Source organism: Noviluteimonas gilva (assembly GCF_009740395.1).
GTDB classification, from domain to species: Bacteria; Pseudomonadota; Gammaproteobacteria; order Xanthomonadales; family Xanthomonadaceae; genus Noviluteimonas; species Noviluteimonas gilva.
On the sequence record NZ_WOXT01000001.1, the window covers coordinates 211,666 to 234,232 of the forward strand.

Consider the following 22,567-nt stretch of genomic DNA (forward strand, 5'->3'; position numbering starts at 1 on the left):
GGCCGCGGGTCGGGAAACTGACTCGCGGCACAACACGATCGCGGGATTGCGGCACGCCAGGCGCAGCCCTCGACGGCGTTCACACGGTACGATGAATGCGCAGGGTTAGGCTCGCGGCTTCCCCCGTTGAAGAGGAGTCGCCCCATGTCCCATCGCCTCATGAAGTGCATCGCCGTGCTTGTGTTCGCGTTCGTCGCGCTGCCGGCCGCGGCGCAGAAGGTCAAGATCGAAAACCAGGGACAGGCCGCGGTCGACGTGGCGGCGCACGAGTTGACCGTCGCGGCCATCGAAAAGGACATCGGCAAGGCGCCCGCCGGCAAGGCGCAGATCGTGTTCTTCCGTTCCGCGACTTCGCCGGGCGATCCGGTCGGCGTGCGTGATGCCGCCGGTGGCGTGTCGCTGATCGACCTCGAACCGGGCATGTACTTCGTGTCCACCACCACGCCGGGCACGCGCGCTTACGCCACCGCCGACACCGGTCCGTTCTCGATGGACCTGGATGCGGGCCGCACGTACTACGTGCAGGTCATCCGCAAGAAGGGTGGCGCCGCGCAGTTGCTTCGCTCGACCGCGGAGAAGTTCGCGCGCGTGGCGAACACGACGAAGACGACCGACTGAATGTCCCAACCCCCGTGCAAGGGGGGTGATTCGCGCACAGCGCGAATCGGGGGGTTGAAGGTCGCAGCGATCTCACGCAACCCCTCCCCAGCCCTCCCCTGCATTCGCAGGGGAGGGAGCAAGGCTTACTTCCCGCAGGCTTTGCCTTCGACCGCCATCGCGACAGCGAACATCGGCACCGACGGCGTCTTCGCTTTCGCCGCGTCCGTGGCGTCCTTGAGGTAGATGCGCGAACGACCCTGCGCATCCAGATCCGGCGGCGCCGCATCGGCCGGCTTGCGCCACACGCGCACGACGGCTTCCTGCGACGGGCACGACGCGCTCGGCACACGGATCACGTCGTTGAAGATCCAGCCGTCCTTCGTCGAGGGCTTCACCTTCGCCGCATCCACCAGGCGCGCACGCGGCTGGCACTTGGCGCTCGTGCGACCGAGCGTGAACTTGTACGGGTCCGCGGCAACGCCGGTGAACTGGCCTTCGATGCGCGCGCAGGCTTCGGGAATCGTCCGCAACGTGTGCGCCTTTCCATCGGCCTGCGGCGTCGAGGCCTGGCGCGTGATTTCGGGCTTCGGGTCCTGCGCCGCGAACGCCAGGCAGGGCGCGAGCGCGAGCAGCAGTAGCGAGGGAGGGGCGAGGCGCATCGTGACTCCGGGGGCTCTGATCCAAGGCCGGCAGGCTGGCACGCGCGGTCTGAACACCGGCTCACGGCACGCCGCCGCGAAGCTGTGCGATAGTCGGGCCGTTGCCGCCTGTTCCAACGGTTTTTGCCGCGGCGCAACAACAATCTTTGCGTTCATCCGTCATCCCATTGTCGCCCCGGGGAGGGTTCATGCTGGAGCAGTACGGTTTGATCCTGGCGCTGTCTTGCGCCGTCGTCGCCATCCTGTACGGACTGTGGTCCGCTTCATGGATCAACTCTCGCCCCGCCGGCAATGAGCGCATGCAGGAGATCGCCGGCGCGATCCAGGAAGGCGCACGCGCTTACCTCAATCGGCAATACATGACGATCGCGATGGCGGGCGTCGTGTTGTTCGTCCTCATCGGCTTCTTCCTCGACTGGCATACCGCGATCGGCTTCCTGATCGGCGCGGTGTTGTCGGGCGCTGCGGGTTACATCGGCATGAACGTGTCGGTGCGCGCCAACGTCCGCACCGCCGAAGCCGCGCGCAGCGGCATCGGCCCGGCGATGGACGTCGCGTTCCGCGGCGGCGCGATCACCGGCATGCTCGTCGTGGGCCTGGGCCTGCTCGGCGTCGCCGGTTACTACAAGCTGCTGCTGATGATGGGCATCGCGCAGGAAAGCGCGCTGCATGCGCTCATCGGCCTGGCCTTCGGTTCGTCGCTGATCTCGATCTTCGCGCGCCTGGGCGGCGGCATCTTCACCAAGGGCGCCGACGTCGGCGCGGACCTGGTGGGCAAGGTCGAAGCGGGCATCCCGGAAGACGATCCGCGCAACCCGGCGGTCATCGCGGACAACGTGGGCGACAACGTCGGCGACTGCGCCGGCATGGCGGCCGACCTGTTCGAAACCTACGCGGTCACCATCATCGCGACGATGCTGCTCGGCGGCCTGATGGCGACCGAAGCCGGCCCGAACGCGGTGCTGTATCCGCTGGTGCTCGGTGGCGTGTCGATCATCGCCTCGATCATCGGCGCGTTCTTCGTGAAGGTGAAAGCCGGCGGTTCGATCATGGGCGCGCTGTATCGCGGCGTGATCGTCTCTGCGGTGCTCGCGGCCATCGCCTTCTACCCGATCACGCAGAACCTGATGGGCGGCTTCGCGCAGGGTTCGATGAACCTGTACTACTGCGCGCTCATCGGCCTGGTGCTCACCGGCGCGATCGTGTGGATCACCGAGTACTACACCGGCACGCAGTTCAAGCCGGTGCGCCACGTCGCGCAAGCTTCGACCACCGGCCACGGCACCAACATCATCGCGGGCCTGGGCGTGTCGATGAAGTCGACCGCGCTGCCGGTCATCGCGGTGTGCCTGGCGATCTGGCTCGCGTTCCACTTCGGTGGCCTGTACGGCATCGCGATCGCCGCGACCTCGATGTTGTCGATGGCGGGCATGATCGTGGCGCTCGACGCGTACGGCCCGATCACCGACAACGCCGGCGGCATCGCCGAGATGGCGGAACTTCCGCCGGAAGTGCGCGCGGTGACCGATCCGCTCGACGCGGTGGGCAACACGACCAAGGCGGTGACGAAGGGTTATGCGATCGGTTCGGCCGCGCTCGCCGCGCTCGTGCTGTTCGCCGACTACACGCACAACCTCAACATCGTCGGTGCGGCGAAGGCTGCGGCGCAGGGCGTTCCGTTCGAGGCGATGCGTTTCGACCTGTCCGACCACGAAGTGATCATCGGCCTGCTGATCGGTGGCCTGATCCCGTACCTGTTCGGCGCGATGGCGATGGAAGCCGTCGGCCGCGCGGCCGGTGCGGTGGTGGAGGAAGTGCGCCGCCAGTTCCGCGACATCCCCGGCATCATGCAGGGCACGGGCAAGCCGCAGTACGACAAGGCGGTCGACATGCTCACCAAGTCGGCGATCAAGGAAATGATCGTGCCGTCGCTGCTGCCGGTCGCGGTGCCCGTCGTCGTCGGCCTGCTGCTCGGCCCGAAGGCGCTGGGTGGCGTGTTGATCGGCACGATCGTCACCGGCCTGTTCGTCGCGATTTCGATGACGACCGGCGGCGGCGCGTGGGACAACGCGAAGAAGTACATCGAGGACGGCCACTTCGGTGGCAAGGGCTCCGAGGCGCACAAGGCCGCGGTGACCGGCGACACCGTCGGCGATCCCTACAAGGACACCGCCGGCCCGGCCGTCAATCCGCTGATCAAGATCATCAACATCGTCGCGCTGCTGATGGTGCCGTTGCTGTAACGGCACGTTTGGATTCGCGATACACGACGGCGGCCCTCGGGCCGCCGTTTTGTTTGTGCGCGATCAGTTCTTCGCGGCCATCAAATCGATCTTGTCGATCGTCGGCGGACGCGCGAGCAGGCGGTCGGCGTTGTCCATCAACGCCTTTGCGATCTGGCCCTGCAGGTGCGCTTCGCGCCCGTGTTCGTCTTCGAACGTATCGAAGATGCCGAACGACGTCGGCCCCGAGCGGAACGCGTACCACGTGCGCGTTTCGTGTTCGCCCTGCGCGATCGGCAACGCCCCGGCGAGCAGCGTCGCCACCTCGCGTTCCATGCCGGGCTTGGCCTCGAGCTTGGCAAGCAAACCGTACTTCAGCATGGCGGGACTCCAACGTGGGGAGCCCCGACGCTAGCAGGACAAGCGTTGCTTCCGTGTCGAACGACGTGCGCTCAGAGCACCGCACTCAGCAGCACGAGGAAGCCGACGACGGCCAGGCTCGCATGCATGAGGACCACCGCTTTCGGCGCGATCGCCTTCTTCATGTGCAGCGAGGCGAGGTAGAAGCCACCGAGCGCGGCGACGACGAGCAAGCCAAGCGCGCCCATCACGCGCCCGCTCGCCGAGCCCTGCACGACCGCCAGGATCAGCAGCAGCAAGCCGGAGGCGCCGAGCAGCGCATGCAGCAGCGAAAGCGACCAGGGCGCGAAACGCCCGCGCAACACGCTGGACGCGAGAACGAGACCGCCGAGCGCGCCGATGGCGAAGACGATGAGGGCGTAGGTCGTGAGCATGGTCGGATCCTTGTTGTGGATTCAGTCGCGGAGGCGCGGGGCGATGCGTTCGAGCACGCCATGGGTCATGCGGTCACAGCGGGCGCCGAGGAACGGAAAGGCATCCGTCATTGTCGTGGCGAGCGTATCGTGCAACGCGGCGCGCAACATCCGGCGGGCGCGATGCAGGCGCGTCTTCACCGTCTCGGGTTTGAGCCCCAGGCTGTTGGCGGTGTCCTCGACGCTGCATTCCTCGATTTCGCGCATCACGAACACCAGTCGGAAGGGTTCGGGCAATTCGTCGACGGCCCGTTCGAGCATGCACCGGATTTCGCTGCGCGCGGCGCCGGCCGCCGGGTCCTCGCTGCCGAAGCGCGGCTGGATGGGAAAAGCGATCACGCGGCCTCCTTCGTGCTGCAGCAACTCGACGGTGTCGAACTCGACGGTGGGCTTGCGCGCACGCAAGCGGCCATTGGCTTCGTTGAGGACGATGCGGGTGAGCCAGGTCGCCAGCGACGCCTCGCCGCGAAAGTCGGCCAGATGCTCGAAAGCCGACACGTAGGCGGCCTGCACCACGTCTTCGGCCTCGAAGTCGTCGTGGACCACGCCGCGTGCGACGCGGAACAGGCGCCGGTTGCAGCGCTGCATCACCTGGCGAAAGGCCTCCCGTCGGCCGGCGCGGGCCAGCGCCACCAGGGTGGCGTCGTCGAGCGTCGCGAAATCGACCAGGGGGCCGTGATCCTGCGGAACCATGCGGTTTCTCCCGTCCTTCTCCATCCGATGCGCAGGGAAGCGGCAGGTTCCCGCCTATAATCCGCGCCCTCCCCTTCCCCCAGCGGCCTTCCCGGCCGCGCCAGCACGTCGGAGCATCACGCAAATGGGTCTGGACCTCGTCCCCACCGGCAAGAACCCGCCGGAAGAAATCAACGTCATCATCGAGATCCCGAAGGACGCCGAACCGGTGAAGTACGAGGTCGACAAGGCCTCCGGCGCCATCTTCGTCGATCGCGTGCTGTCCACGCCGATGCGTTATCCCTGCAACTACGGCTACGTCCCGCACACGCTGTGCGGCGATGGCGATCCGGCCGACGTGCTCGTGTTGATGCCCCTGCAGCTGATCCCCGGTTCAGTGATCCGCGTGCGCCCGGTCGGAGTGCTGCGCATGCGCGATGAAGCCGGCAGCGACGAGAAGATCCTCGCCGTGCCCGTGACCAAGGTGTATCCGGGTTACGCGCACATCGAAGGCCTCAACGACGTCCCGCAACATTGGCGCGACCGCATCTCGTACTTCTTCGAGCACTACAAGGACCTGGAACAGGGCAAGTGGGTGAAGCTCGATGGCTGGGGCGACACGGCCGAAGCCAAGCAGATCATTCTCGAGTCGATCGTGCGCTACAACGAAAGCGAAGAGAAGCCGAATTTCTGATCGATGCGACAAAGAAAAGGGCGCCCTCGTGGCGCCCTTTTTCATTTCTGTTGCTGTTGGATGATCGTCAAACCGATCAACCGCGACACCACCGTCGCGATGTAACCCACGCCCGCGATCTGCTCCAGCATCGTCAGCACGCGCGCCGGCGCGCTCACGGGCAACACATCGCCCAAACCCGTCGCAGACAGATTGCTGATACTGAAGAACAGCAACTCCAGCCATGTGCGTTCGCGCTCGGGTTCGAAGCCGGTGAAGCTGCCCGGATACCACGACTGGCAGACGAAGAACGCGTAGGCGAACCCCCACGCGATGAGCGTGAACGTGGCGCCTGCCGCGAACAACTCGTCCGCCGACACGCGCGTGTCGCGCATCATGTAGAGGATCAGCCCACCGGCCGCGTAGAAATACAGCAGTGCTTCGAGCGACGCGGCCAGGGGCAGCAAGCGCATGTCGTCGAACCAGCAGACCCAGACGGTCAGCAGCAACGACGGCACCGCCAACATCCACGCGAGGATGTTGATCGCCGGACCGCGGCTCACCGTCCACACCGCCAGCGGCACGACGACGACCGCGACACCCCCGAAGAGCATGCGCCCCTCGGAGGTCTGGTCCATCAGCGGATACAGCAACAGGCTCAACAACTGCGCCGCCAGCAGGAAGGCCGACGGGTGGCGGCGCGCGAGCACGCGCCAGAGCGAAAAGCGGAGGACCTCGTGCATGCGGCGATCTTAGCCGCTCGCGTGAACGCCGCGTATTGCCCGAAGGGTCATTCCGGGCGGTAGACCTCGGCGCCTTGTGCGAGGAATTCTCCCGCCTTCTCCGCCATGCCCGTTTCGATGGCCTGCGTTTCGTCCACGCCGTGCTCGGCGGCGTAGTCGCGCACGTCCTGCGTGATCTTCATCGAGCAGAAATGCGGGCCGCACATCGAGCAGAAGTGCGCGAGCTTGTGCGCGTCCTTCGGCAGCGTTTCGTCGTGGAAGGCCTTCGCCTTTTCCGGATCCAGGCCGAGGTGGAACTGATCTTCCCAACGAAACTCGAAGCGCGCCTTCGACAGGGCGTTGTCGCGGATCTGCGCACCGGGATGGCCCTTCGCAAGGTCCGCTGCATGCGCGGCGATCTTGTAGGCCATGATCCCGTCGCGCACGTCTTCGCGATCGGGCAGGCCCAGATGTTCCTTCGGCGTGACGTAGCAAAGCATCGCCGTGCCGAACCAACCGATCATCGCCGCGCCGATCGCGCTGGTGATGTGGTCGTAGCCCGGCGCGATGTCGGTGGTCAGCGGGCCGAGGGTGTAGAACGGCGCTTCTCCGCATTCGGCGAGCTGCTTGTCCATGTTCTCCTTGATCAACTGCATCGGCACGTGGCCGGGGCCTTCGATCATGGTCTGCACGTCGTGCTTCCACGCGATCTTGGTCAGCTCGCCGAGCGTTTCGAGTTCGCCGAACTGCGCGGCATCGTTCGCATCGGCGATGCAACCCGGGCGCAAGCCATCGCCCAGCGAGAAGGCGACGTCGTACGCCTTCATGATGTCGCAGATGTCTTCGAAGTGCGTGTAGAGGAAGTTTTCCTTGTGGTGCGCCAGGCACCACTTGGCGAGGATCGAACCACCGCGCGACACGATGCCCGTCACGCGCCTGGCCGTCAGCGGCACGTAGCGGAGCAGCACACCGGCGTGGATCGTGAAGTAATCCACGCCCTGCTCGGCCTGCTCGATCAAGGTGTCGCGGAAGATTTCCCACGTGAGTTCTTCGGCGCGGCCGTCCACTTTTTCCAGCGCCTGGTAGATCGGCACGGTTCCGATCGGCACCGGCGAATTGCGCACGATCCATTCGCGCGTTTCATGGATGTGCTTGCCGGTCGACAGGTCCATCACCGTGTCGCCGCCCCAGCGGATCGCCCATACCAGCTTCTCGACTTCTTCGGCGATGCCCGAGGACACCGCGCTGTTGCCGATGTTCGCGTTGATCTTGGTGAGGAAGTTACGGCCGATGATCATCGGCTCGCTTTCGGGGTGGTTGATGTTGTTCGGCAGGATCGCGCGGCCGCGCGCGATTTCGTCGCGCACGAATTCCGGCGTGATGCGCGCCTGGATCGACGCGCCGAAATCCTGGCCGGCGTGTTGCGAAAGCAGGCCGGCATCGCGCATCGCGTCCATGCGCTGGTTCTCGCGAATGGCGACGAACTCCATTTCCGGCGTCACGATGCCGCGGCGCGCGTAATGCATCTGCGTGACGTTGGCCCCATCGCGCGCACGGCGCGGCAGGATGCGGCCGGGAAAACGCACGGCGGACAAACGCGGGTCGTGTTCGCGCGCGCGGCCGAACTCGGAAGACAGCCCCGCGAGGGCTTCGGTGTCGTTGCGTTCTTCGATCCAGCGAGCACGCAACGCGGGCAGGCCCGCGGCGAGATCGATGTTGGCCGCCGGATCCGTGTACGGGCCCGAGGTGTCGTAGACGGTGATGGGCGGGTTGTCTTCGCCGCCGAACAACGTCGGCGTGCGCTGCTGCGCGATCTCGCGCATCGGCACGCGCACGTCGTCGCGTGAGCCTCCCACGAAAATCTTGCGCGAACCGGGAATCGGGCGAATGACCTCTTCGGACAGAGCTTGCGCGTCGCGGATGAGGTCGGAAGGCACAGCGTTCATAAGCATCGTCCAGGGGGAGTTCGCGGGACGAAGCGGCGGCGACGGACCTTGGTCCGGCGAAGGCTCCCTACGGCGGTCTCAACCGCGTCAGGTTCTAAGGGTCTGTCTCAACCGGCGTGCCGGTACCCCCGCTTCGGGGCGTATTGCAACACGCCGGGCCCCGCGGGGCCACCTTCGCGTCGATAATGGCCGCTTCGAAGCCTTCACGCGCCCATCCATGCGAGCCACCGCCACCGCTTCTGCTCCCGCCGGGGTCGGCAACATCGGCGTCGGGTTCGACCTACTGGGCCACGCGATCACCGGCCTGTCGGACCGCGCGACCGTCCGACGCATCGACGCACGCGAAGTCCGCGTGGTCGCGGTGCGGGGCGCGGGCGATGTCTCCGCGATTCCCTACGACACCGAGCGCAACACCGCCGGGCGTGGCGTGCGCGCGTTGCACGAAGGCCTGGCGTTGCCGTTCGGTTTCGAGATCGAACTCGACAAGGGCATTCCGATCGGCGCGGGCCTCGGTGGTTCCGCGGCCTCGTGCGTCGCTGCGCTCATCGCCGCGAATGCATTGCTTGATGCGCCGCTGACGCGCGAAGGCCTGTATCGCTTCGCGATGGAGGGCGAGTACGCGTCCAGCCGCAGCCACCAGGGCGACAACGTCGGGCCGATGTTGATCGGCGGCGTCGCACTGGCGACGGCCACGCGCTTGATGCCCCTGCATGCGCCGACATGGCTGCATGCGGTCGTCGTGCATCCGGACCAGGTGTTAGAAACGAAGCGTTCGCGCGAAGTGCTCGTCGAACCGTTCCCGCTGTCGACCGTCGTCGCGCATGGCGCGCGCCTCGCGCAATTCCTGTTGGGGCTGGAACGCGGCGATGTCGATTTGATTCGCGACGGCTTGCAGGATGTGCTCGTCGAACCACGCCGCGCGCCACTGGTGCCTGGTTTTACGCAAGTGAAAGCCGCGGCGATGGCGCACGGTGCGCTCGGTTCCAGCCTTTCAGGCGCAGGGCCGAGCGTCTTCGCGTGGTTCGCGTCCGAAGCCGACGCGCGTCTCGCGGCGCCGGCGATGCAACAAGCATTCGCCGACGCCGGATTCGCTTCCCGCGCTTACGTCTCGCCGGTCGCGGGGCCGAGGGCCGAAGTCGTCGACTGAGGCTGCGCTTCCTCGCGCTTCACCTTGAACCACGCCGCGTACAACGCCGGCAGGAACAACAGCGTCAGCACGGTCGCCACGATCAGGCCGCCCATGATCGCCACCGCCATCGGCCCGAAGAAGGCCGAGCGCGTGAGCGGGATCATCGCGAGCACCGCGGCGAGCGCCGTCAGCACGATCGGGCGGAAACGCCGCACCGTCGCCTCGATGATCGCGTGCCAGCGGTCGTTGCCGTGCTTGATGTCCTGTTCGATCTGATCGACCAGGATCACCGAGTTGCGCATGATCATGCCGGCCAGCGCGATCGTGCCGAGCATCGCGACGAAGCCGAAGGGCACGCGGAACACCAGCAGGAACAGCGTGACACCGATCAGGCCGAGCGGCGCGGTGAGCATCACCATCGCCGTGCGCGAGAAGCTGCGCAATTGCAGCATCAACAAAGTCACGACGACGAACAGGAACAGCGGCAGCCCAGCGTTGATCGAGTTCTGCCCGCGCGCGGAATCCTCGACGGTGCCGCCGGTTTCCAGCAGATAGCCTTCGGGCAGATCGGCGCGGATGTCCTCGAGCGTCGGCAGGACCTGAGCGACGACGGTCGGCGGCGTGAGCTCGTTGCGGATGTCCGCGCGCACCGTGACGGTCGGCAAGCGATTGCGATGCCAGATGATGCCGTCTTCGAAGACGTACTTCAGCGTGGCGATCTGCGAGAGCGGCACGACGGTGCCGTTCTGCGTCGGCACCGCGAGACTGCCGAGGAATTCCAGGCGCGTGCGTTCGTCGTCGGCGCCGCGCAACAACATCTCGATCAGTTCGTTGCCTTCGCGATACGTGCTGACGTGCAGGCCCGACAGCGAGCCCGACAGGAAACGCGACAGCCCCGCCGTGCTCACGCCGAGCGCGCGCGCACGTTCCTGGTCGATCTCCAGGCGCACGACCTTGCTGGGTTCGTCCCAATCGAGGTTGACGTTGGCGACGTTCGGATTGGCGCGGACTTTCGCTTCGACTTGCTTGGCGTATGCACGCACGCGATCGATGTGTTCGCCCGACACACGGAACTGCAGCGGATACCCGACCGGCGGCCCATTCTCCAGGCGGGTCACGCGCAACTGCAGCGCCGGGAATTGCGGCGCCACTTCATCGATCAACCATCGACGCACGTCTTCGCGCGCTTCGGAATCATGCGTGCGCACGACGAACTGCGAGAAGTTCGCCGCAGGCAACTGCTGGTCGAGCGGCAAATAGAAGCGCGGCGATCCGGTACCGACATACGCGACGTAGTTGTCGACGCCTTCGCGCTTGCGCAGCAGCGCTTCCAGGCGCTTGGCCTGCGATTCGGTCGCCTTCAGCGACGAGCCTTCGGCGAGTTCCATGTCGACCATCAGCTCGGGCCGCGTGGAATCCGGGAAGAACTGCTGCGGCACGAAGCGGAACAACAGGATCGACGCGACGAACGCCGCCACCGTCATCGCGATCACCGCCTTGCGATGCACGAGGCACCAGTCGAGCAGTGCGCGGAAGCGTTTATAGAACGGCGTGGCGTGCGGATCGTGCGCTTCGCCATGCTTCTTGTGCAGGTCGGGCAGCAGGCGATCGCCGAGATACGGAATGAACAGCACCGCCGCGACCCACGACACGACGAGCGCGATGGTCACGACCTGGAACAGCGAACGCGTGTATTCACCCGTGCTCGATGCGGCCGTCGCGATGGGCAGGAAGCCCGCTGCGGTGACGAGCGTGCCGGTGAGCATCGGGAACGCGGTGGTTTCCCACGCATAACTCGCCGCCTTCAGGCGCGAGAAGCCCTGCTCCATCTTGATGGCCATCATCTCCACCGCGATGATCGCGTCGTCGACGAGAAGGCCAAGCGCGAGCACCAATGCGCCGAGTGAAATCTTGTGCAGGCCGATGCCGAAGTAATGCATCACGGCGAAGGTCATCGCGAGCACGAGCGGGATCGACACGGCGACGACCAGGCCCGTGCGGAAGCCCAGCGAGAAGAAACTCACGACCAGGACGATCGCGACGGCCTCGGCGAGCACCTTGACGAACTCGCCCACCGATTCCTTCACCGCATGCGGCTGGTCGGAAACCTTGCGCAGCTCCATGCCCGCCGGCAACGAACCCTGCAGGCGCGCGAACTCTTGCTCCAGGGTCTTGCCCAGGCGAATGATGTCGCCGCCGTCCTTCATCGCCACCGCGATGCCGATCGCGTCATCGCCCATGAAACGCATGCGCGGCGCGGCCGGGTCGGCGAAACCACGTTCGATCGTCGCGATGTCGCCGACGCGGAACGTGCGGTCGCCCACGTGCACCGGGAAGTCGCGGATCTCATCGACCGAACGCAGCGCGCCGGTCACGCGGATCTGGATGCGATCGCTGTTCGTTTCGAAAAAGCCCGCGGGCACGACCGCGTTCTGTTCCGACAGCGCTTGCTGCACCGCGTTGAGCGGGATGCCGAGCGTGGCGAGCTTGGTGTTCGACAACTCGATCCAGATCTTTTCGTCCTGCAGACCGACGAGTTCGACCTTGCCGACGTCGGAGATGCGCTGCAGTTCCAGCTCCACGCGCTCGGCGTAATCCTTCATCACCGCATAGTCGAAGCCCTTGCCGGTGAGCGCGTAGATGTTACCGAAGGTGTCGCCGAACTCGTCGTTGAAGAACGGACCGACAGTGCCTTCGGGCAGTGTCTTTTCGATGTCGCCCACCTTCTTGCGGACCTGGTACCACAGCTCCGGCACGTCCTTCGACGGCAGCGAATCGCGCGCCATCATGATCACCTGCGACTCGCCGGGCCGCGAGTACGAGCGGATGAACTCGTACTTGCCCGTCGTCATCAGCGCTTTCTCGATGCGATCGGTGACCTGCTGCGACACTTCGTCCGCGGTCGCGCCCGGCCACACCGTACGCACGACCATCGCCTTGAAGGTGAAGGGCGGATCTTCGGACTGGCCGAGGCTGCGGTAGCTGACGAAGCCGAGCACCGCGAGCACGAGCATCGCGTAGACGATGAGCGAGCGGTTGCGCAGCGCCCATTCCGACAAATTGAAGGACGGCATCTCAGCGCGCCTTCGGCAGCGGGCGGTTCTCGCGATCGACCGGCGCGACGACCTGGCCTTCGCGCAACAGATGCCCGCCGGCCGCGACGACGCGATCGCCCGCGCGCACGCCGGAGAGCACGGGCACCGACTCCGCACCGAACGGTCCGACACGCACCGGCACGCGCTTCAACGCATTCGTTTTGGCGTCGACGATCCACACCGACATCTCGCCCTTCTCGCCGCGTTGCAGCGCGGAGAGCGGCAGGCGCAGCGCGGTCGTGGTCGCAGTCGGATTGCCTGCGGCGATGAACACGCGCGCGCTCTGTCCGAGGTCGACAGCCTGCGCTGCCTCCGCGTCGAGCGCGATGCGCGTGGCGTAGGTGCGTGCCTGGCGGTCGGCTTCGGCGCTGATCTTGCGAATGCGGCCGGGCAAACGTTCGCCAGGCTGGCTCCACAATTCGACCAGCACCGGTTGACCGACGGTGAATTCGCGGATGCGCGATTCGGGCAGCGAGATCGCGACTTCGCGACCGTCATCGCCGGCGAGCGTATAGATCTCCTGGCCCGCGGCGACGGTCTGTCCGGCTTCGGCTTCGCGCGTGGCGATCACGCCGTCGCGCGGCGCGCGAAGTTGCGTGTACGCCGATTGATTGCGCGCGACATCGCGTTGCGCGCGGGCCGCACGCGCGTTGCCGGCGGCGGCGGCGTAGGCGGCGTTCTGCGCATCGAGCGTCGAGCGGCTGACGAGTTGTTCCTTCTCCAGCTTCGCGTAACGCTTCTGGTCGGAGGCCGCGCGCGCGAGTTCGCCTTCGGCCGCGGCGACTTGCGCCTGCGCGGCGTCGGCCTGCGCGCGCAGGTCTTTTGGATCGAGTTCGGCGAGCACGTCGCCGCGACGCACGCGATCGCCGGCATCCACCAGGCGGCGCACGATCTGCCCACCCACGCGGAACGCCAGCGGACTTTCCTCGCGCGCACGCACTTCACCGGCGAAGGCGACCGGCGTGGCATCGGGGCCCTGGCCCGGCGTCACGACGAGGACGGGGCGCGGTTTTTCGACCTGGTCGCCGTCCTTGCCGCAGGCCGCAAGTGCGACCACCGTGCATGCGGCCAATGCGAGCGATCGAAAAAATAGGCGATCGGTGGGGGGAGGCGGGGGCATCCTGCGCTGCATAGCCATGGGGGTCTCGATGGGGGCCGCTTATTGAACTGGCGAGTAGACTATAAATAGCGAACCCAACAGTCCAGTATTGTTATAGTGCGAGCATGTCGCAGCGATCCAAATCCAAAGCCGCAGAAGCGCCCGGCCCCCTTCCGCCCGAGAAGCGGCAGGCCGGTCCGGGCCGCCCGAAGGACCTCGGCAAGCGCGCCGCGATCCTCGAGGCCGCCAAGCGGCTGTTCGTCGCGCAGGGGTTCGCCGGCGTGAGCATGGACCAGATCGCCGCCGATGCCGGCGTGTCGAAACTCACCGTCTACAGTCACTTCGGCGACAAGGAAGCGTTGTTCGCGGCCGCCGTGCAGGCGCATTTCGAACAGCAGATGCCCGAATCCCTCTTCGCCGCGGCCGATGCCGCGCCGCTGCGCGACGGCCTGATGCAGATCGCGCGCGCGTTCTTCGCATTGATCATGGATCCCGACGCGCTGGCCGGACATCGGATCATGTGCACGCCGCAGGTGGTGGAAACCGGAATGCCGCAGCAAGCCTGGGCCGTCGGCCCGCAGCGCGCGATCGACATGGTGGCCGATGTCCTGCGCCACCACGTGGAAAGCGGGGAACTGCAGATCGCCGATGTCCCCCGTGCCGCCTCCCAGTTCCTGTGCCTGGTGAAGGGCGACCTGCACCAGCGGGTGATCTTCGGCCTCGTCCCGACGACCCTGCCCAACGAGGCGCAAGCCCAACTGGAAGGCGCGGTGGACATGTTCCTGCGAGCCTATGCGACCCGGGCATGAGCCCGCATGACCATGGGCCCGCTGACTTCCGGCACTGAGTTGGAGTGTGCTACCACAGCGATGCTGTGCCTGCCGGGCGTAAAATGCCCGGCTTTCTTTGCGAGACGAACGAGATGACGATGGACTACGCCAAGGCCCGCGAATTGATGGTCGAACAACAGGTTCGCCCGTGGGACGTGCTCGATGCGCGCGTGCTGGATGCGCTCGTGTCGATTCCGCGCGATGGCTTCGTCAACGCGGAGCATCGCGGTCTGTCCTATGCCGACGTCCAGCTGCCGCTGGGCCACGGCGAATTCATGATGAAGCCCGTGGTCGAAGGCCGCGTGCTGCAGTCCATCGCCGTGCAGGAAGGCGAGGACGTGCTCGAAATCGGCACCGGCAGCGGGTTCCTCACCGCGTGCCTGGGCCGCCTGGCGCGCGAGGTGCACAGCATCGAGCTGCACGCCGACCTGGCCGACGCCGCGCGCGCCCGCCTGGATGCGATGGGCCTGGGCGTGAACGTGCGCATCGACGCCGCCGACGCCTTCGCCTTCGACACCGATCGCCGCTTCGACGCCATCGTCGTGACCGGCGCCGTCGACACGATCCCCGCCCGTTTCCTGCAGTGGCTGCGCCCGGAGGGCCGCCTGTTCGCGGTCCGCGGTGCCTCGCCGGCGATGGAAGCGGTCGTGGCGCGCAACGGCGTCAACGGTCCGCGTATCGAATCGTTGTTCGAAACCGACCTGCCCTATCTCGTCGGTGCGGCTCCCGCACCGCGTTTCGATTTTTGACCTCCCCCCATTTGTCATTTGATCCGGAAGGAACCCGCATGAGCCGTCGTCCCCTCGTCATGGCCCTCGCCTTCGCCTTGCTGCCGTGCGCCGTGCACGCCGAAGACCTGTTGCAGACCTACGAGCTGGCACGCGCCGGCGATCCGCAGTACTCCGCCGCCGAGTCCAACCGCCTCGTCGTGAAGGAAGGCCGCGTGCAGGCGCGCGCGCTGCTGCTGCCGCAGCTCAACGGCTCGGCCGGCTACTCGCGCACGAACGAAGACTCCAGCGGCCAGCAGGTCTTCGCCGGCACGCCGCTGGGCAACAACGATTCCACCAGCGACTCCACCAACCGCCGTTACGGCATCACGCTCGACCAGATGGTCTTCGACGGCGCCCGCATCTCGCGGCTGCGCAGCGCCAATGCGCTGAGCGAAGCCAGCGACTACAGCCTGGAATCGGCGGGCGACCAGCTGATCACGCGGACGTCGGCCGCTTACTTCAACGTGCTCGTGCAGTTGGAAAACCTGGCGGCCGCCGAATCCGCGGAAACCGCGCTGAAGAAGCAGTTCGACTTTGCGAGCAAGCGCCTGGAAGTCGGCCTGGCGCCGATCACCGACGTGCACGAAGCACGCGCCCAGTACGACACCGCGCGCGCCAACACCATCACCGCGCACAACCAGGTCGAGGATGCGTACCAAGCGCTGGCCGAACTCACCGGCCGCCCGGTGGCCAACCTCAAGGGCCTGCCGGAAGACTTCCAGCCGCAGCTGCCCGAACACGCCGACGAAGACGCCTGGGTGAAGATGGCCTTCGACAACAACCCGGCCCTGCGCGCGAAGGAACTGCAGGTGAAGTCGGCCGAGCAGGACGTCTCCACCGCACGCGCGGGCCACTTGCCGACGCTGTACTTCGGCGGCGACTACGGCGACTCGCGCACCGACGGCGACACCACGAACAACCTCAGTGGTGCGGAGACCGCGTTCGACAACGAAAGCCGCTCCCGCTCGTTCGGCCTCACGCTCAACGTGCCGATCTTCGCCGGCGGCGCCACGCAGTCGGGCGTGCGCGAAGCGCTCGCAACGCGCGACATCCGCCAGGACGAGCTCGAGTCGGACCGTCGCGCGCTGGAGCGCGCCACGCGCAACGCTTATCAAGTCGTGGTGGCGGGCGTGAGCGAAGTCGAAGCGCGCCGCCTCGCAGTCGTCTCGGCGAAGGCGGCGTACGAAGCTTCGCAGGTCGGCCTGGAAGTCGGCACGCGCACCGTGCTCGACGTGCTGGTCAACCAGCGCAACCTCACGCAGTCGCAGCAGGCCTTCGCGCTGTCGCGCTACAACTTCCTGCAGAGCGTGCTGAACCTCGAATCGGCCGCGGGCACGCTGGACGTCGAGGACGTGCAGCGCCTCAACCGCTTCCTGACGGTGAACGTCTCGGCCGCAGTACAGCAGCCGACGCCGTAAGCGCTTCGATCCGCGCAATCACACGAGGCCCGCCGCAAGGCGGGCTTCGTCGTTTCAGCGCGCGCCGCGCGGCAACACGGGCGCGATCATCTCGAAGCTGCGCGCGAGTGCGCCGCGCCCTTCCTGCACGAGCCGCAGGCCTGCCTCGACCATCTGTTGGCGCGCGGTTTCATCGCCGAGCAATGCATCGACATCGGCGAACACACCCTCGACATCCTGTGCGATGCGCACGGCCTGCGCCTGCTCCAGGCGCCGCGCGATGTCCGCGAAGTTGTGCAGGTGCGGGCCGGTGACGATCGCGGTGCCGACCGCCGCGGGTTCGAGCAGGTTGTGCCCCCCGATGGCCTGCAGGCTGCCGCCCACGAACGCCACCTGCGCACACGCATAGAACGCCATCAATTCGCCGAGCGTGTCGACGACGAACACATCGTCGCCCGGGCCGGGCCAACGCGTGAGACGGCGCGTGGCGACGCGCCAGCCGGCGGCGTGCGCATGGTCGACCGCGGCGCGGAACCGTTCGGGATGCCGCGGCGCCCACAGCAGCAAAAGGCCCGGATGTTTTTCGCGCAAGCGACGATGCAGCGCGATGACATCGGCTTCCTCGCCTTCGTGCGTACTCGCCGCGATCCAGACCGGGCGATCGCCCGCCTGCGCGCGGAATTGCACGAGGAAATCGTCGAGCCCTTCGGGCACCGGCGTATCGAACTTGAGATTGCCCAGGTCGAGCACCTGATCCGGCTTCGCACCCAGTGCGATGAAGCGTTGCCCGTCGGCTTCCGATTGCGCGCCCACGCGCCGCACGGTGCGCAGCGCGCGGCCGACGATCGGTGCGAGCACGCGATACCCGCGCAGCGAGCGCTCCGACAAACGCCCATTGAGCAGGTAGGTCGGCACGCCGTGGTCGCGCGCCCCGAACAACAGGTTGGGCCACAACTCGGTTTCGAGGATGAGCCCCGCGCGCGGGCGGAAGTGTTCGAAGAAGCGCCGCACCGCGCCCGGAACGTCATAAGGCAGGTAAACGTGCTGCACCGAATCGCCCCACAGCGCCCGCACGCGCGCCGAACCGGTCGGCGTGATCGTCGTGACCAGCAACGGCAGGTGCGGATGCAGTTTGCGCAAGGCATTCACGACGGGTGCGGCGGCGTTCACTTCACCCACCGAAACCGCGTGCACCCAGAGCGTGTCGCGCGGCGCGTCATCGTCGTGCAACCCGCGATACGCGGCGTAGCGCTCGTTCCAGCGCCGGAAGTAGGCCCGCTGCCGGAAGCCGCGCCAGATCAGGTGATAGGCGGTGACCGGCAACAACACATACAGCGCGACCGAATACAGGCCGCGCAGCAAGCGCTCGATGGGGTCCTTCCGCATCACGGCAGGATACGGGGGAGGCTGCGTGGGCGGAAGGTGCGTTGGCGCAATGCGACATCGGATGGACGCCTCGCCTCGACTGAATGACTTCCTCTTCGTTCATCCCCCTCGATCGCGCTGCGCGCGTTCGATCCCCCTTGAAAGGGGGATGAGCGACAGAGCCACCACAGGTCACCGCGAAGGCGCCGATGCCCGCCGCCCGTCTGGTGTGCTGGCTGTAGGCGCGAATCAATCACTCGCAACGCGCCCATCACCACACCGAGCTGTCGAGAAACCCGAAGCAGAGTGCGCAGTGGACGTCGTGTTGGAGGCCACATTGCGGAGCTTGAGCTCTTGCGGAGCAATGTGGCCTCCAATGCGGCGCGCCGCTGCGCCGCTCTGGAGGACCCGCCCCATCCACTCGACACAGTCCCCGCGCACCCACCCTTAGAATCAACCAATGACGCAAGCGCCCGACCGCCCACCGCTCAGCCCAAGGCACTGGCCGACCTGGTTCGGCATCGGGCTGATAGCCGCGGCCGCACGCTTACCCTGGCCGCTCCAGCGCGGGCTCGGCCGCGCGATCGGCGACTTGCTGCGCGTGGCCATGCCCTCGCGACGTCGCATCGCCGCGCGCAACCTCGAACTGTGTTTCCCCGAACGCGACGCCGCCGCACGCGAAGCGCTGCTGCGCGAACACTTCGCCTCCCTCGGCATCGGCCTGTTCGAATTCGCGCGCGCCTGGTGGGGCTCGGTCGACCCGATGCGCAAAGGCCTGATCGTCGAAGGCCTCGAACACGTGCAAACCGCGCGCGCAGAAGGCCGCGGCATCATCGTCGTCTCCGGCCACTTCACCACGCTGGAAATCTGCGGCCGCCTGATGTGCGACCACATCCCGCTCGCCGGCATGTATCGCCCGCACGCGGAGCCGGCGATGGAGTGGGCGGTGAAGCATGGCCGCCTTCGATACGCCGTCGCGATGTTCACCAAACAGGAACTGCGCCCCGCGGTGAAACACCTCAAGCAAGGCGGTTTGTTGTGGTACGCGCCCGACCAGGATCCGAGCCGCGGCGACACCGTGTTCGTGCCCTTCTTCGACCAGCCCGCGAACAGCCTCTCGTCGACGCATCAACTCGCGCGTTTGTCGGGTGCGGCCGTCGTCGCGTTCCAGCATTTGCGTCGCGCCGATGGCGGTTACACGTTGCGCATCGTGCCGGGCCTGGAAGGCATTCCGTCGAAGGATGCGACCACCGATACCGCGCAGGTCATGTCGTCGATCGAATCGATGGCGCGCGCCTCGCCCGATCAATACCTGTGGATCCATCGCCGCTTCAAGCGGCAACCCGACGGCACTTCGCCCTACGCCTGATCCTTGCTGCGCTGCGTTTCCAGCACCTTCGCGTACTTGAGGAAGGTGTAGAACGCCTGCGTGCGCGCGGCGAGATAGCCGGCCCAACCGTCGAGGAAATAGCGCTTGCCGATGTAGAGCTTGAGGAAGGCGAGCGTGGGCTGGAACAGGATGCGCGCGCCGAGCCCGCGCACGCCGCGGCGATGCTTGTGCACGACCAGGCCGCTCGAATAGCGATTCACCTTGTCGACGCGATCGGCCAGCCGCGGTTCGCCGTAATGGCGGAAAGGCGCGCGCAGATCGCGGCGCACACCGTCGACGACAGGCGCGGCGTGCACCGGCACCTCGTTCATGCGCCCGCGCGATTTCCGGAACAGCCGCAACTGCCAGTTCGCGCGCGTGCCCAGGTGCGCCCATTTCCAGAACAACCATTCCTGCCGCGGCAAGCGATAACCGTCGGCGCGTGGGTCGCGCAACTCACGTTCGATGATCTCGCGCGCGGCTTCGGTGAGGTGTTCGTCGGCGTCGAGCAGCAGGATCCAGTCGTGCCGCGCCATGTCGATCGCGCGCTGCTTCTGCGGGCCATAACCTTCGAACGGATGCTCGGCGATGCGCGCGCCGTGGCGTTCGGCGATCTGGCGCGTGGCATCGGTCGACCCCGAATCCAGCACGATGCGCTCGTCGCAGAACGCCAGGCTGTCCAGGCACGCATCGAGCGTGGCGGCGTTGTTGAACGTGGTGACGACGCCGGAGATCGGCGCGCGGCCGCTCACGCGCGGCCTTCCTCTGGCTCGGCGTCGCGCGCCAGCAAACTGCCGGCGTAAAGCGCGGCGAGCAGCAGCACCAGCCCGCCCCAGAACGTCGAATACGACGCCAGGTGCGTGTTGAACGGGAACAGCGTGACGACGAGTGCGAGCATCGCAGGCCGCGCGTGTTCGCGCGCGAGCGGCGTGGACCAACGCCATGCACGCCAGCCGAGCGCGAGGCCCGCGAGCCACATCACCAGGCCGAACGTGCCGGTTTCGCTCGCCACTTCGAGCACCCATTGGTGCGCGTGCAAGGCCGGGCCTTCGCCCCACGCCGCAAGGCTGCCCTTGCCCGGGTCGCAGGCGGCGAACGCCTCGCGGAACCCGCGTGCGCCCACGCCATTGAACCAGTGCGTGCGATACATGCACGTCGCCGCTGCCCAGATGCGCGTGCGGCCCGACAGTGCGGTGTCGACGTTGGCCTCGTTCGTCGAAGCCAGGTGCGTGGTGCGCTCGATGCGTTCGGCGACCTGCGGCACGAAGGTACCGAGCACGACGAGCGTGATCGCACCGACGGCGAACACGAGGAGCAGGCGCTTGAACCCGAGCACGCGCCAGCCCGACCACAGCAGCACGAGCGCATAGACGATCCACGCCGCGCGCGCGCCGGCGAGCAACACGACCGTCCCGATCGCGAGCGCCGCCACGCACCAGCCCACGACGCCGAAGCGTTTCGCCGCGTAATACAGGCCGAACGGCGACAGGCTGGCGAGCATCGGCCCGAACTTGAGATTGCATGGCCCGAGGATGCCGCTCAGGCGATCGAGCGCGAGTACGGCTTCGCTCGAGCACATGCCGTGGCCGCTGATCGCCTGCTTGGCCGAATCGATGGCGAAGAACAACGGACTGGTGCCCGACACCGCCTGCAGCAGCGCGTCGACCGTCCAAATGCCGACGATGATCGCCAGCCCACCGAAGGTGATGCGCCGGCCGCGCGCATCGGCGACCGCGGCCGCGACGAGCCAGAGGAACGGGAGATAGCGCAGGTCGACCGCGGCTTCGCGCAGCGCGCGCGCAGGGTCCACCGCATCGAAGGCCGACACCGCTTCGGGCAACCAGTACGCGAAGAACAGCACGCTCGTCAGCGCCCATGCGGGCGCGCTCAACAGCTGCGCGCCACCGCGGAAGCGGACGAGCAGCAACTTGATGATCGCCGCGAGCGCGCCGAGCACGAGCACGCCTTCGGCATAGCCGGGCGCGGGCCACAGCGCGACGAACGCCAGCACCCAGGCCGGCGCCCAGCGCCAGCCTTCGGGGGATTGCGCGATGTCAGTCTCGTTGGAGTTCTGCATAAACCGCGAGCGTCGCCTCCTGCATCGCACGCAAGGTGTGGGGCATCGTAACCGGACGTGGCGGCGGTGCGTCCAGCATGGCGAGTGCCGTGCGCACCAGCAGCGTCCCGTCGAAGGGCGGCACGGCCCCGCGCGGATCGAAGCGGTGCAGCAATTCGCCGACGCCGCCGTGGTCCCAGCCCACCACCGAGCGACCGGTCACGATGGCTTCGAGCACCGTGCGGCCGAAGGCTTCGGGCCTGCGCGAGAGTTGCAGCACCAGGTCGCTCGCGGCGTAGGCATCGGCGATGGCGTTGGTCGGCGGGGTGAAGGCGACGAAATCGCTGATGCCCAGTTGCGCGGCCAGCTCGTGCAACTCGCCGAGATAGCGTGCGCGATCGTCTTCGCGGCTGCCGGGCGACCACAGGCGCGCATCGCGTCCCTGTGCACGCAGCGCCGCGAGCAACACCAGCGCATCGGAGTGGCCCTTCAGGCGCGTGCCGCGACCGGGCAACAGCAACAACGGGCCGTCGCCGCCGAGCGCGGGATGCAACGTGGCCGCGCGACGGCGTGCATCGCGATCGGGCCAGGGACGATGCGGGAAGGCCGCAACATCCACGCCGCGCAGGATCACGCGCAACTTGTCGGGATTGGTGCGCGGATAGTGCTGCATGACGTAATCGCGCACGGTCTGCGACACGCAGATCACGCGTTCGCCGCTGGTCATGATCGCGCTGTAACGCGACGGCGAATTCAGGCCGTGCACGCTGGTCACCCAACGCGGCGCGGCGGCGCCCATGCCACGGATCGCGCGCCAGCCGAGCCACGCGGGCAGCCGCGAGCGCGCATGCACGAGATCGACGCGTTCGCGTTCGAACAAGCGCCGCAACGCAGGCACATGCCGCAACGTGAGGACCGACTTGCGGCCGATGTCGAGCGTGATGTGTTCGGCGCCGACCGCGGTCAGGCGCGGCACGAGCCGGCCGCCGGCGGACACGACGATCGCGCGATGGCCGGCGCGCACCAGCGCGTCGGCGATTTCCAGGGTGGAACGTTCGACGCCACCCGCATCGAGTGCGGGCAGGAGTTGGACTATCGTCCTGCGAGTGCCCGGCATCGCTCCGCGTGCG

At 67.0% G+C, this 22,567-nt stretch carries 20 protein-coding genes and 1 riboswitch; of the genes, 8 read left to right on the forward strand and 12 right to left on the reverse strand.

The annotated features are described in order from the left end of the window. Positions 1–144: 144 nt before the first annotated feature. Positions 145–618: a hypothetical protein gene (locus tag GN331_RS00925; protein ID WP_156639519.1), complete on the forward strand. Its 474-nt coding sequence runs from the start codon at positions 145–147 to the stop codon at positions 616–618. 125 nt (positions 619–743) lie between these two features. Here GN331_RS00925 and GN331_RS00930 read toward each other — a convergent pair whose 3' ends face one another. Further along, positions 744–1,259, reverse strand: coding sequence for a hypothetical protein (locus GN331_RS00930; protein ID WP_156639520.1), 516 nt, complete (start codon positions 1,257–1,259; stop codon positions 744–746). Positions 1,260–1,447: 188 nt separating this feature from the next. Here GN331_RS00930 and GN331_RS00935 point away from each other — a divergent pair, with 188 nt between their 5' ends. Continuing rightward, entirely contained in the window at positions 1,448–3,502 is a 2,055-nt protein-coding gene (locus GN331_RS00935) for a sodium-translocating pyrophosphatase (RefSeq protein ID WP_156639521.1), read from the forward strand. Positions 3,503–3,565: 63 nt separating this feature from the next. On the opposite strand, the gene GN331_RS00940 is transcribed toward GN331_RS00935, so the two are convergent. The 3 genes from GN331_RS00940 to GN331_RS00950 form a co-directional block, all read right to left on the reverse strand. Continuing rightward, entirely contained in the window at positions 3,566–3,862 is a 297-nt protein-coding gene (locus GN331_RS00940; RefSeq protein ID WP_156639522.1) for a putative quinol monooxygenase, read from the reverse strand. A gap of 71 nt (positions 3,863–3,933) precedes the next feature. Further along, positions 3,934–4,275, reverse strand: coding sequence for a hypothetical protein (locus GN331_RS00945; protein ID WP_156639523.1), 342 nt, complete (start codon positions 4,273–4,275; stop codon positions 3,934–3,936). A 21-nt stretch (positions 4,276–4,296) separates the two neighbouring features. Then, on the reverse strand, positions 4,297–5,007 hold the full coding sequence (locus tag GN331_RS00950) for an RNA polymerase sigma factor (RefSeq protein WP_156639524.1): 711 nt from the start codon (positions 5,005–5,007) through the stop codon (positions 4,297–4,299). 124 nt (positions 5,008–5,131) lie between these two features. On the opposite strand from GN331_RS00950, the gene ppa reads away from it, so the two are divergent. Next, a complete protein-coding gene (ppa, locus tag GN331_RS00955) occupies positions 5,132–5,680 on the forward strand; it encodes an inorganic diphosphatase (RefSeq protein WP_156639525.1) in 549 nt (182 codons plus the stop codon). A gap of 41 nt (positions 5,681–5,721) precedes the next feature. Here the strand turns inward: ppa and GN331_RS00960 are convergent, their stop codons facing one another. Both GN331_RS00960 and thiC read right to left on the reverse strand, forming a co-directional pair. Then, positions 5,722–6,402, reverse strand: a complete 681-nt coding sequence (locus GN331_RS00960) for an ion channel (RefSeq protein WP_156639526.1) — start codon at positions 6,400–6,402, stop codon at positions 5,722–5,724. 47 nt (positions 6,403–6,449) lie between these two features. Continuing rightward, complete coding sequence (thiC, locus tag GN331_RS00965; protein WP_156639527.1) at positions 6,450–8,327, reverse strand: phosphomethylpyrimidine synthase ThiC; 1,878 nt, start codon at positions 8,325–8,327, stop codon at positions 6,450–6,452. A gap of 47 nt (positions 8,328–8,374) precedes the next feature. Next, positions 8,375–8,467, reverse strand: a riboswitch (TPP riboswitch). Between the two features lie 77 nt (positions 8,468–8,544). Here thiC and GN331_RS00970 point away from each other — a divergent pair. After that, positions 8,545–9,474: a homoserine kinase gene (locus tag GN331_RS00970; RefSeq protein ID WP_156639528.1), complete on the forward strand. Its 930-nt coding sequence runs from the start codon at positions 8,545–8,547 to the stop codon at positions 9,472–9,474. Here GN331_RS00970 and GN331_RS00975 read toward each other — a convergent pair. After that, the gene (locus tag GN331_RS00975; protein WP_156639529.1) at positions 9,429–12,530 is read right to left on the reverse strand and encodes an efflux RND transporter permease subunit; all 3,102 of its coding nucleotides are present in this window, start codon (positions 12,528–12,530) and stop codon (positions 9,429–9,431) included. The genes GN331_RS00970 and GN331_RS00975 overlap by 46 nt on opposite strands. Before the next feature lies 1 nt (position 12,531). Next, the gene (locus tag GN331_RS00980) at positions 12,532–13,671 is read right to left on the reverse strand and encodes an efflux RND transporter periplasmic adaptor subunit (RefSeq protein WP_156639530.1); all 1,140 of its coding nucleotides are present in this window, start codon (positions 13,669–13,671) and stop codon (positions 12,532–12,534) included. 104 nt (positions 13,672–13,775) lie between these two features. Between GN331_RS00980 and GN331_RS00985 the strand changes: the two genes are divergently transcribed. The 3 genes from GN331_RS00985 to GN331_RS00995 all read left to right on the forward strand — a co-directional run bounded on the left by GN331_RS00985 (position 13,776) and on the right by GN331_RS00995 (position 16,668). Continuing rightward, positions 13,776–14,459: a TetR/AcrR family transcriptional regulator gene (locus tag GN331_RS00985; RefSeq protein ID WP_156639531.1), complete on the forward strand. Its 684-nt coding sequence runs from the start codon at positions 13,776–13,778 to the stop codon at positions 14,457–14,459. 113 nt (positions 14,460–14,572) lie between these two features. Further along, entirely contained in the window at positions 14,573–15,229 is a 657-nt protein-coding gene (locus tag GN331_RS00990; protein WP_156639532.1) for a protein-L-isoaspartate O-methyltransferase family protein, read from the forward strand. Positions 15,230–15,267: 38 nt separating this feature from the next. After that, a complete protein-coding gene (locus GN331_RS00995; RefSeq protein WP_156639533.1) occupies positions 15,268–16,668 on the forward strand; it encodes a TolC family outer membrane protein in 1,401 nt (466 codons plus the stop codon). A gap of 54 nt (positions 16,669–16,722) precedes the next feature. On the opposite strand, the gene waaA is transcribed toward GN331_RS00995, so the two are convergent. Next, positions 16,723–18,033, reverse strand: a complete 1,311-nt coding sequence (gene waaA / locus GN331_RS01000) for a lipid IV(A) 3-deoxy-D-manno-octulosonic acid transferase (protein WP_156639534.1) — start codon at positions 18,031–18,033, stop codon at positions 16,723–16,725. 439 nt (positions 18,034–18,472) lie between these two features. Here waaA and lpxL point away from each other — a divergent pair, with 439 nt between their 5' ends. Continuing rightward, on the forward strand, positions 18,473–19,381 hold the full coding sequence (gene lpxL / locus GN331_RS01005) for an LpxL/LpxP family Kdo(2)-lipid IV(A) lauroyl/palmitoleoyl acyltransferase (protein WP_156639535.1): 909 nt from the start codon (positions 18,473–18,475) through the stop codon (positions 19,379–19,381). Here the strand turns inward: lpxL and GN331_RS01010 are convergent. Genes GN331_RS01010 through GN331_RS01020 form a run of 3 tightly spaced genes read right to left on the reverse strand, consistent with a single transcriptional unit; the run spans position 19,372 to position 22,554 of the window. Continuing rightward, the gene (locus GN331_RS01010) at positions 19,372–20,133 is read right to left on the reverse strand and encodes a glycosyltransferase family 2 protein (protein WP_331713317.1); all 762 of its coding nucleotides are present in this window, start codon (positions 20,131–20,133) and stop codon (positions 19,372–19,374) included. The two genes, lpxL and GN331_RS01010, sit on opposite strands and share 10 nt — an antisense overlap. Further along, the gene (locus GN331_RS01015) at positions 20,130–21,458 is read right to left on the reverse strand and encodes an O-antigen ligase family protein (protein WP_156639536.1); all 1,329 of its coding nucleotides are present in this window, start codon (positions 21,456–21,458) and stop codon (positions 20,130–20,132) included. Before GN331_RS01015 ends, GN331_RS01010 begins: the two co-directional genes overlap by 4 nt. Then, positions 21,436–22,554, reverse strand: coding sequence for a glycosyltransferase (locus tag GN331_RS01020; RefSeq protein ID WP_156639537.1), 1,119 nt, complete (start codon positions 22,552–22,554; stop codon positions 21,436–21,438). The genes GN331_RS01015 and GN331_RS01020 overlap by 23 nt, the downstream gene beginning before the upstream one ends. Positions 22,555–22,567 lie beyond the last annotated feature (13 nt).

What these genes read in the sequence shown, in the direction of transcription:
- thiC (WP_156639527.1), bottom strand. Translation starts at nt 8,327, where the DNA reads ATGAACGCTGTGCCTTCCGACCTCATCCGCGACGCGCAAGCTCTGTCC.
- GN331_RS00950 (WP_156639524.1), bottom strand. Translation starts at nt 5,007, where the DNA reads ATGGTTCCGCAGGATCACGGCCCCCTGGTCGATTTCGCGACGCTCGAC.
- GN331_RS00995 (WP_156639533.1), top strand. Translation starts at nt 15,268, where the DNA reads ATGAGCCGTCGTCCCCTCGTCATGGCCCTCGCCTTCGCCTTGCTGCCG.
- GN331_RS00940 (WP_156639522.1), bottom strand. Translation starts at nt 3,862, where the DNA reads ATGCTGAAGTACGGTTTGCTTGCCAAGCTCGAGGCCAAGCCCGGCATG.
- GN331_RS00945 (WP_156639523.1), bottom strand. Translation starts at nt 4,275, where the DNA reads ATGCTCACGACCTACGCCCTCATCGTCTTCGCCATCGGCGCGCTCGGC.
- GN331_RS00925 (WP_156639519.1), top strand. Translation starts at nt 145, where the DNA reads ATGTCCCATCGCCTCATGAAGTGCATCGCCGTGCTTGTGTTCGCGTTC.
- GN331_RS00970 (WP_156639528.1), top strand. Translation starts at nt 8,545, where the DNA reads ATGCGAGCCACCGCCACCGCTTCTGCTCCCGCCGGGGTCGGCAACATC.
- GN331_RS00960 (WP_156639526.1), bottom strand. Translation starts at nt 6,402, where the DNA reads ATGCACGAGGTCCTCCGCTTTTCGCTCTGGCGCGTGCTCGCGCGCCGC.
- GN331_RS01015 (WP_156639536.1), bottom strand. Translation starts at nt 21,458, where the DNA reads ATGCAGAACTCCAACGAGACTGACATCGCGCAATCCCCCGAAGGCTGG.
- GN331_RS00930 (WP_156639520.1), bottom strand. Translation starts at nt 1,259, where the DNA reads ATGCGCCTCGCCCCTCCCTCGCTACTGCTGCTCGCGCTCGCGCCCTGC.
- GN331_RS00975 (WP_156639529.1), bottom strand. Translation starts at nt 12,530, where the DNA reads ATGCCGTCCTTCAATTTGTCGGAATGGGCGCTGCGCAACCGCTCGCTC.
- GN331_RS00990 (WP_156639532.1), top strand. Translation starts at nt 14,573, where the DNA reads ATGACGATGGACTACGCCAAGGCCCGCGAATTGATGGTCGAACAACAG.
- GN331_RS00935 (WP_156639521.1), top strand. Translation starts at nt 1,448, where the DNA reads ATGCTGGAGCAGTACGGTTTGATCCTGGCGCTGTCTTGCGCCGTCGTC.
- ppa (WP_156639525.1), top strand. Translation starts at nt 5,132, where the DNA reads ATGGGTCTGGACCTCGTCCCCACCGGCAAGAACCCGCCGGAAGAAATC.
- lpxL (WP_156639535.1), top strand. Translation starts at nt 18,473, where the DNA reads ATGACGCAAGCGCCCGACCGCCCACCGCTCAGCCCAAGGCACTGGCCG.
- waaA (WP_156639534.1), bottom strand. Translation starts at nt 18,033, where the DNA reads ATGCGGAAGGACCCCATCGAGCGCTTGCTGCGCGGCCTGTATTCGGTC.
- GN331_RS00985 (WP_156639531.1), top strand. Translation starts at nt 13,776, where the DNA reads ATGTCGCAGCGATCCAAATCCAAAGCCGCAGAAGCGCCCGGCCCCCTT.
- GN331_RS00980 (WP_156639530.1), bottom strand. Translation starts at nt 13,671, where the DNA reads ATGCCCCCGCCTCCCCCCACCGATCGCCTATTTTTTCGATCGCTCGCA.
- GN331_RS01020 (WP_156639537.1), bottom strand. Translation starts at nt 22,554, where the DNA reads ATGCCGGGCACTCGCAGGACGATAGTCCAACTCCTGCCCGCACTCGAT.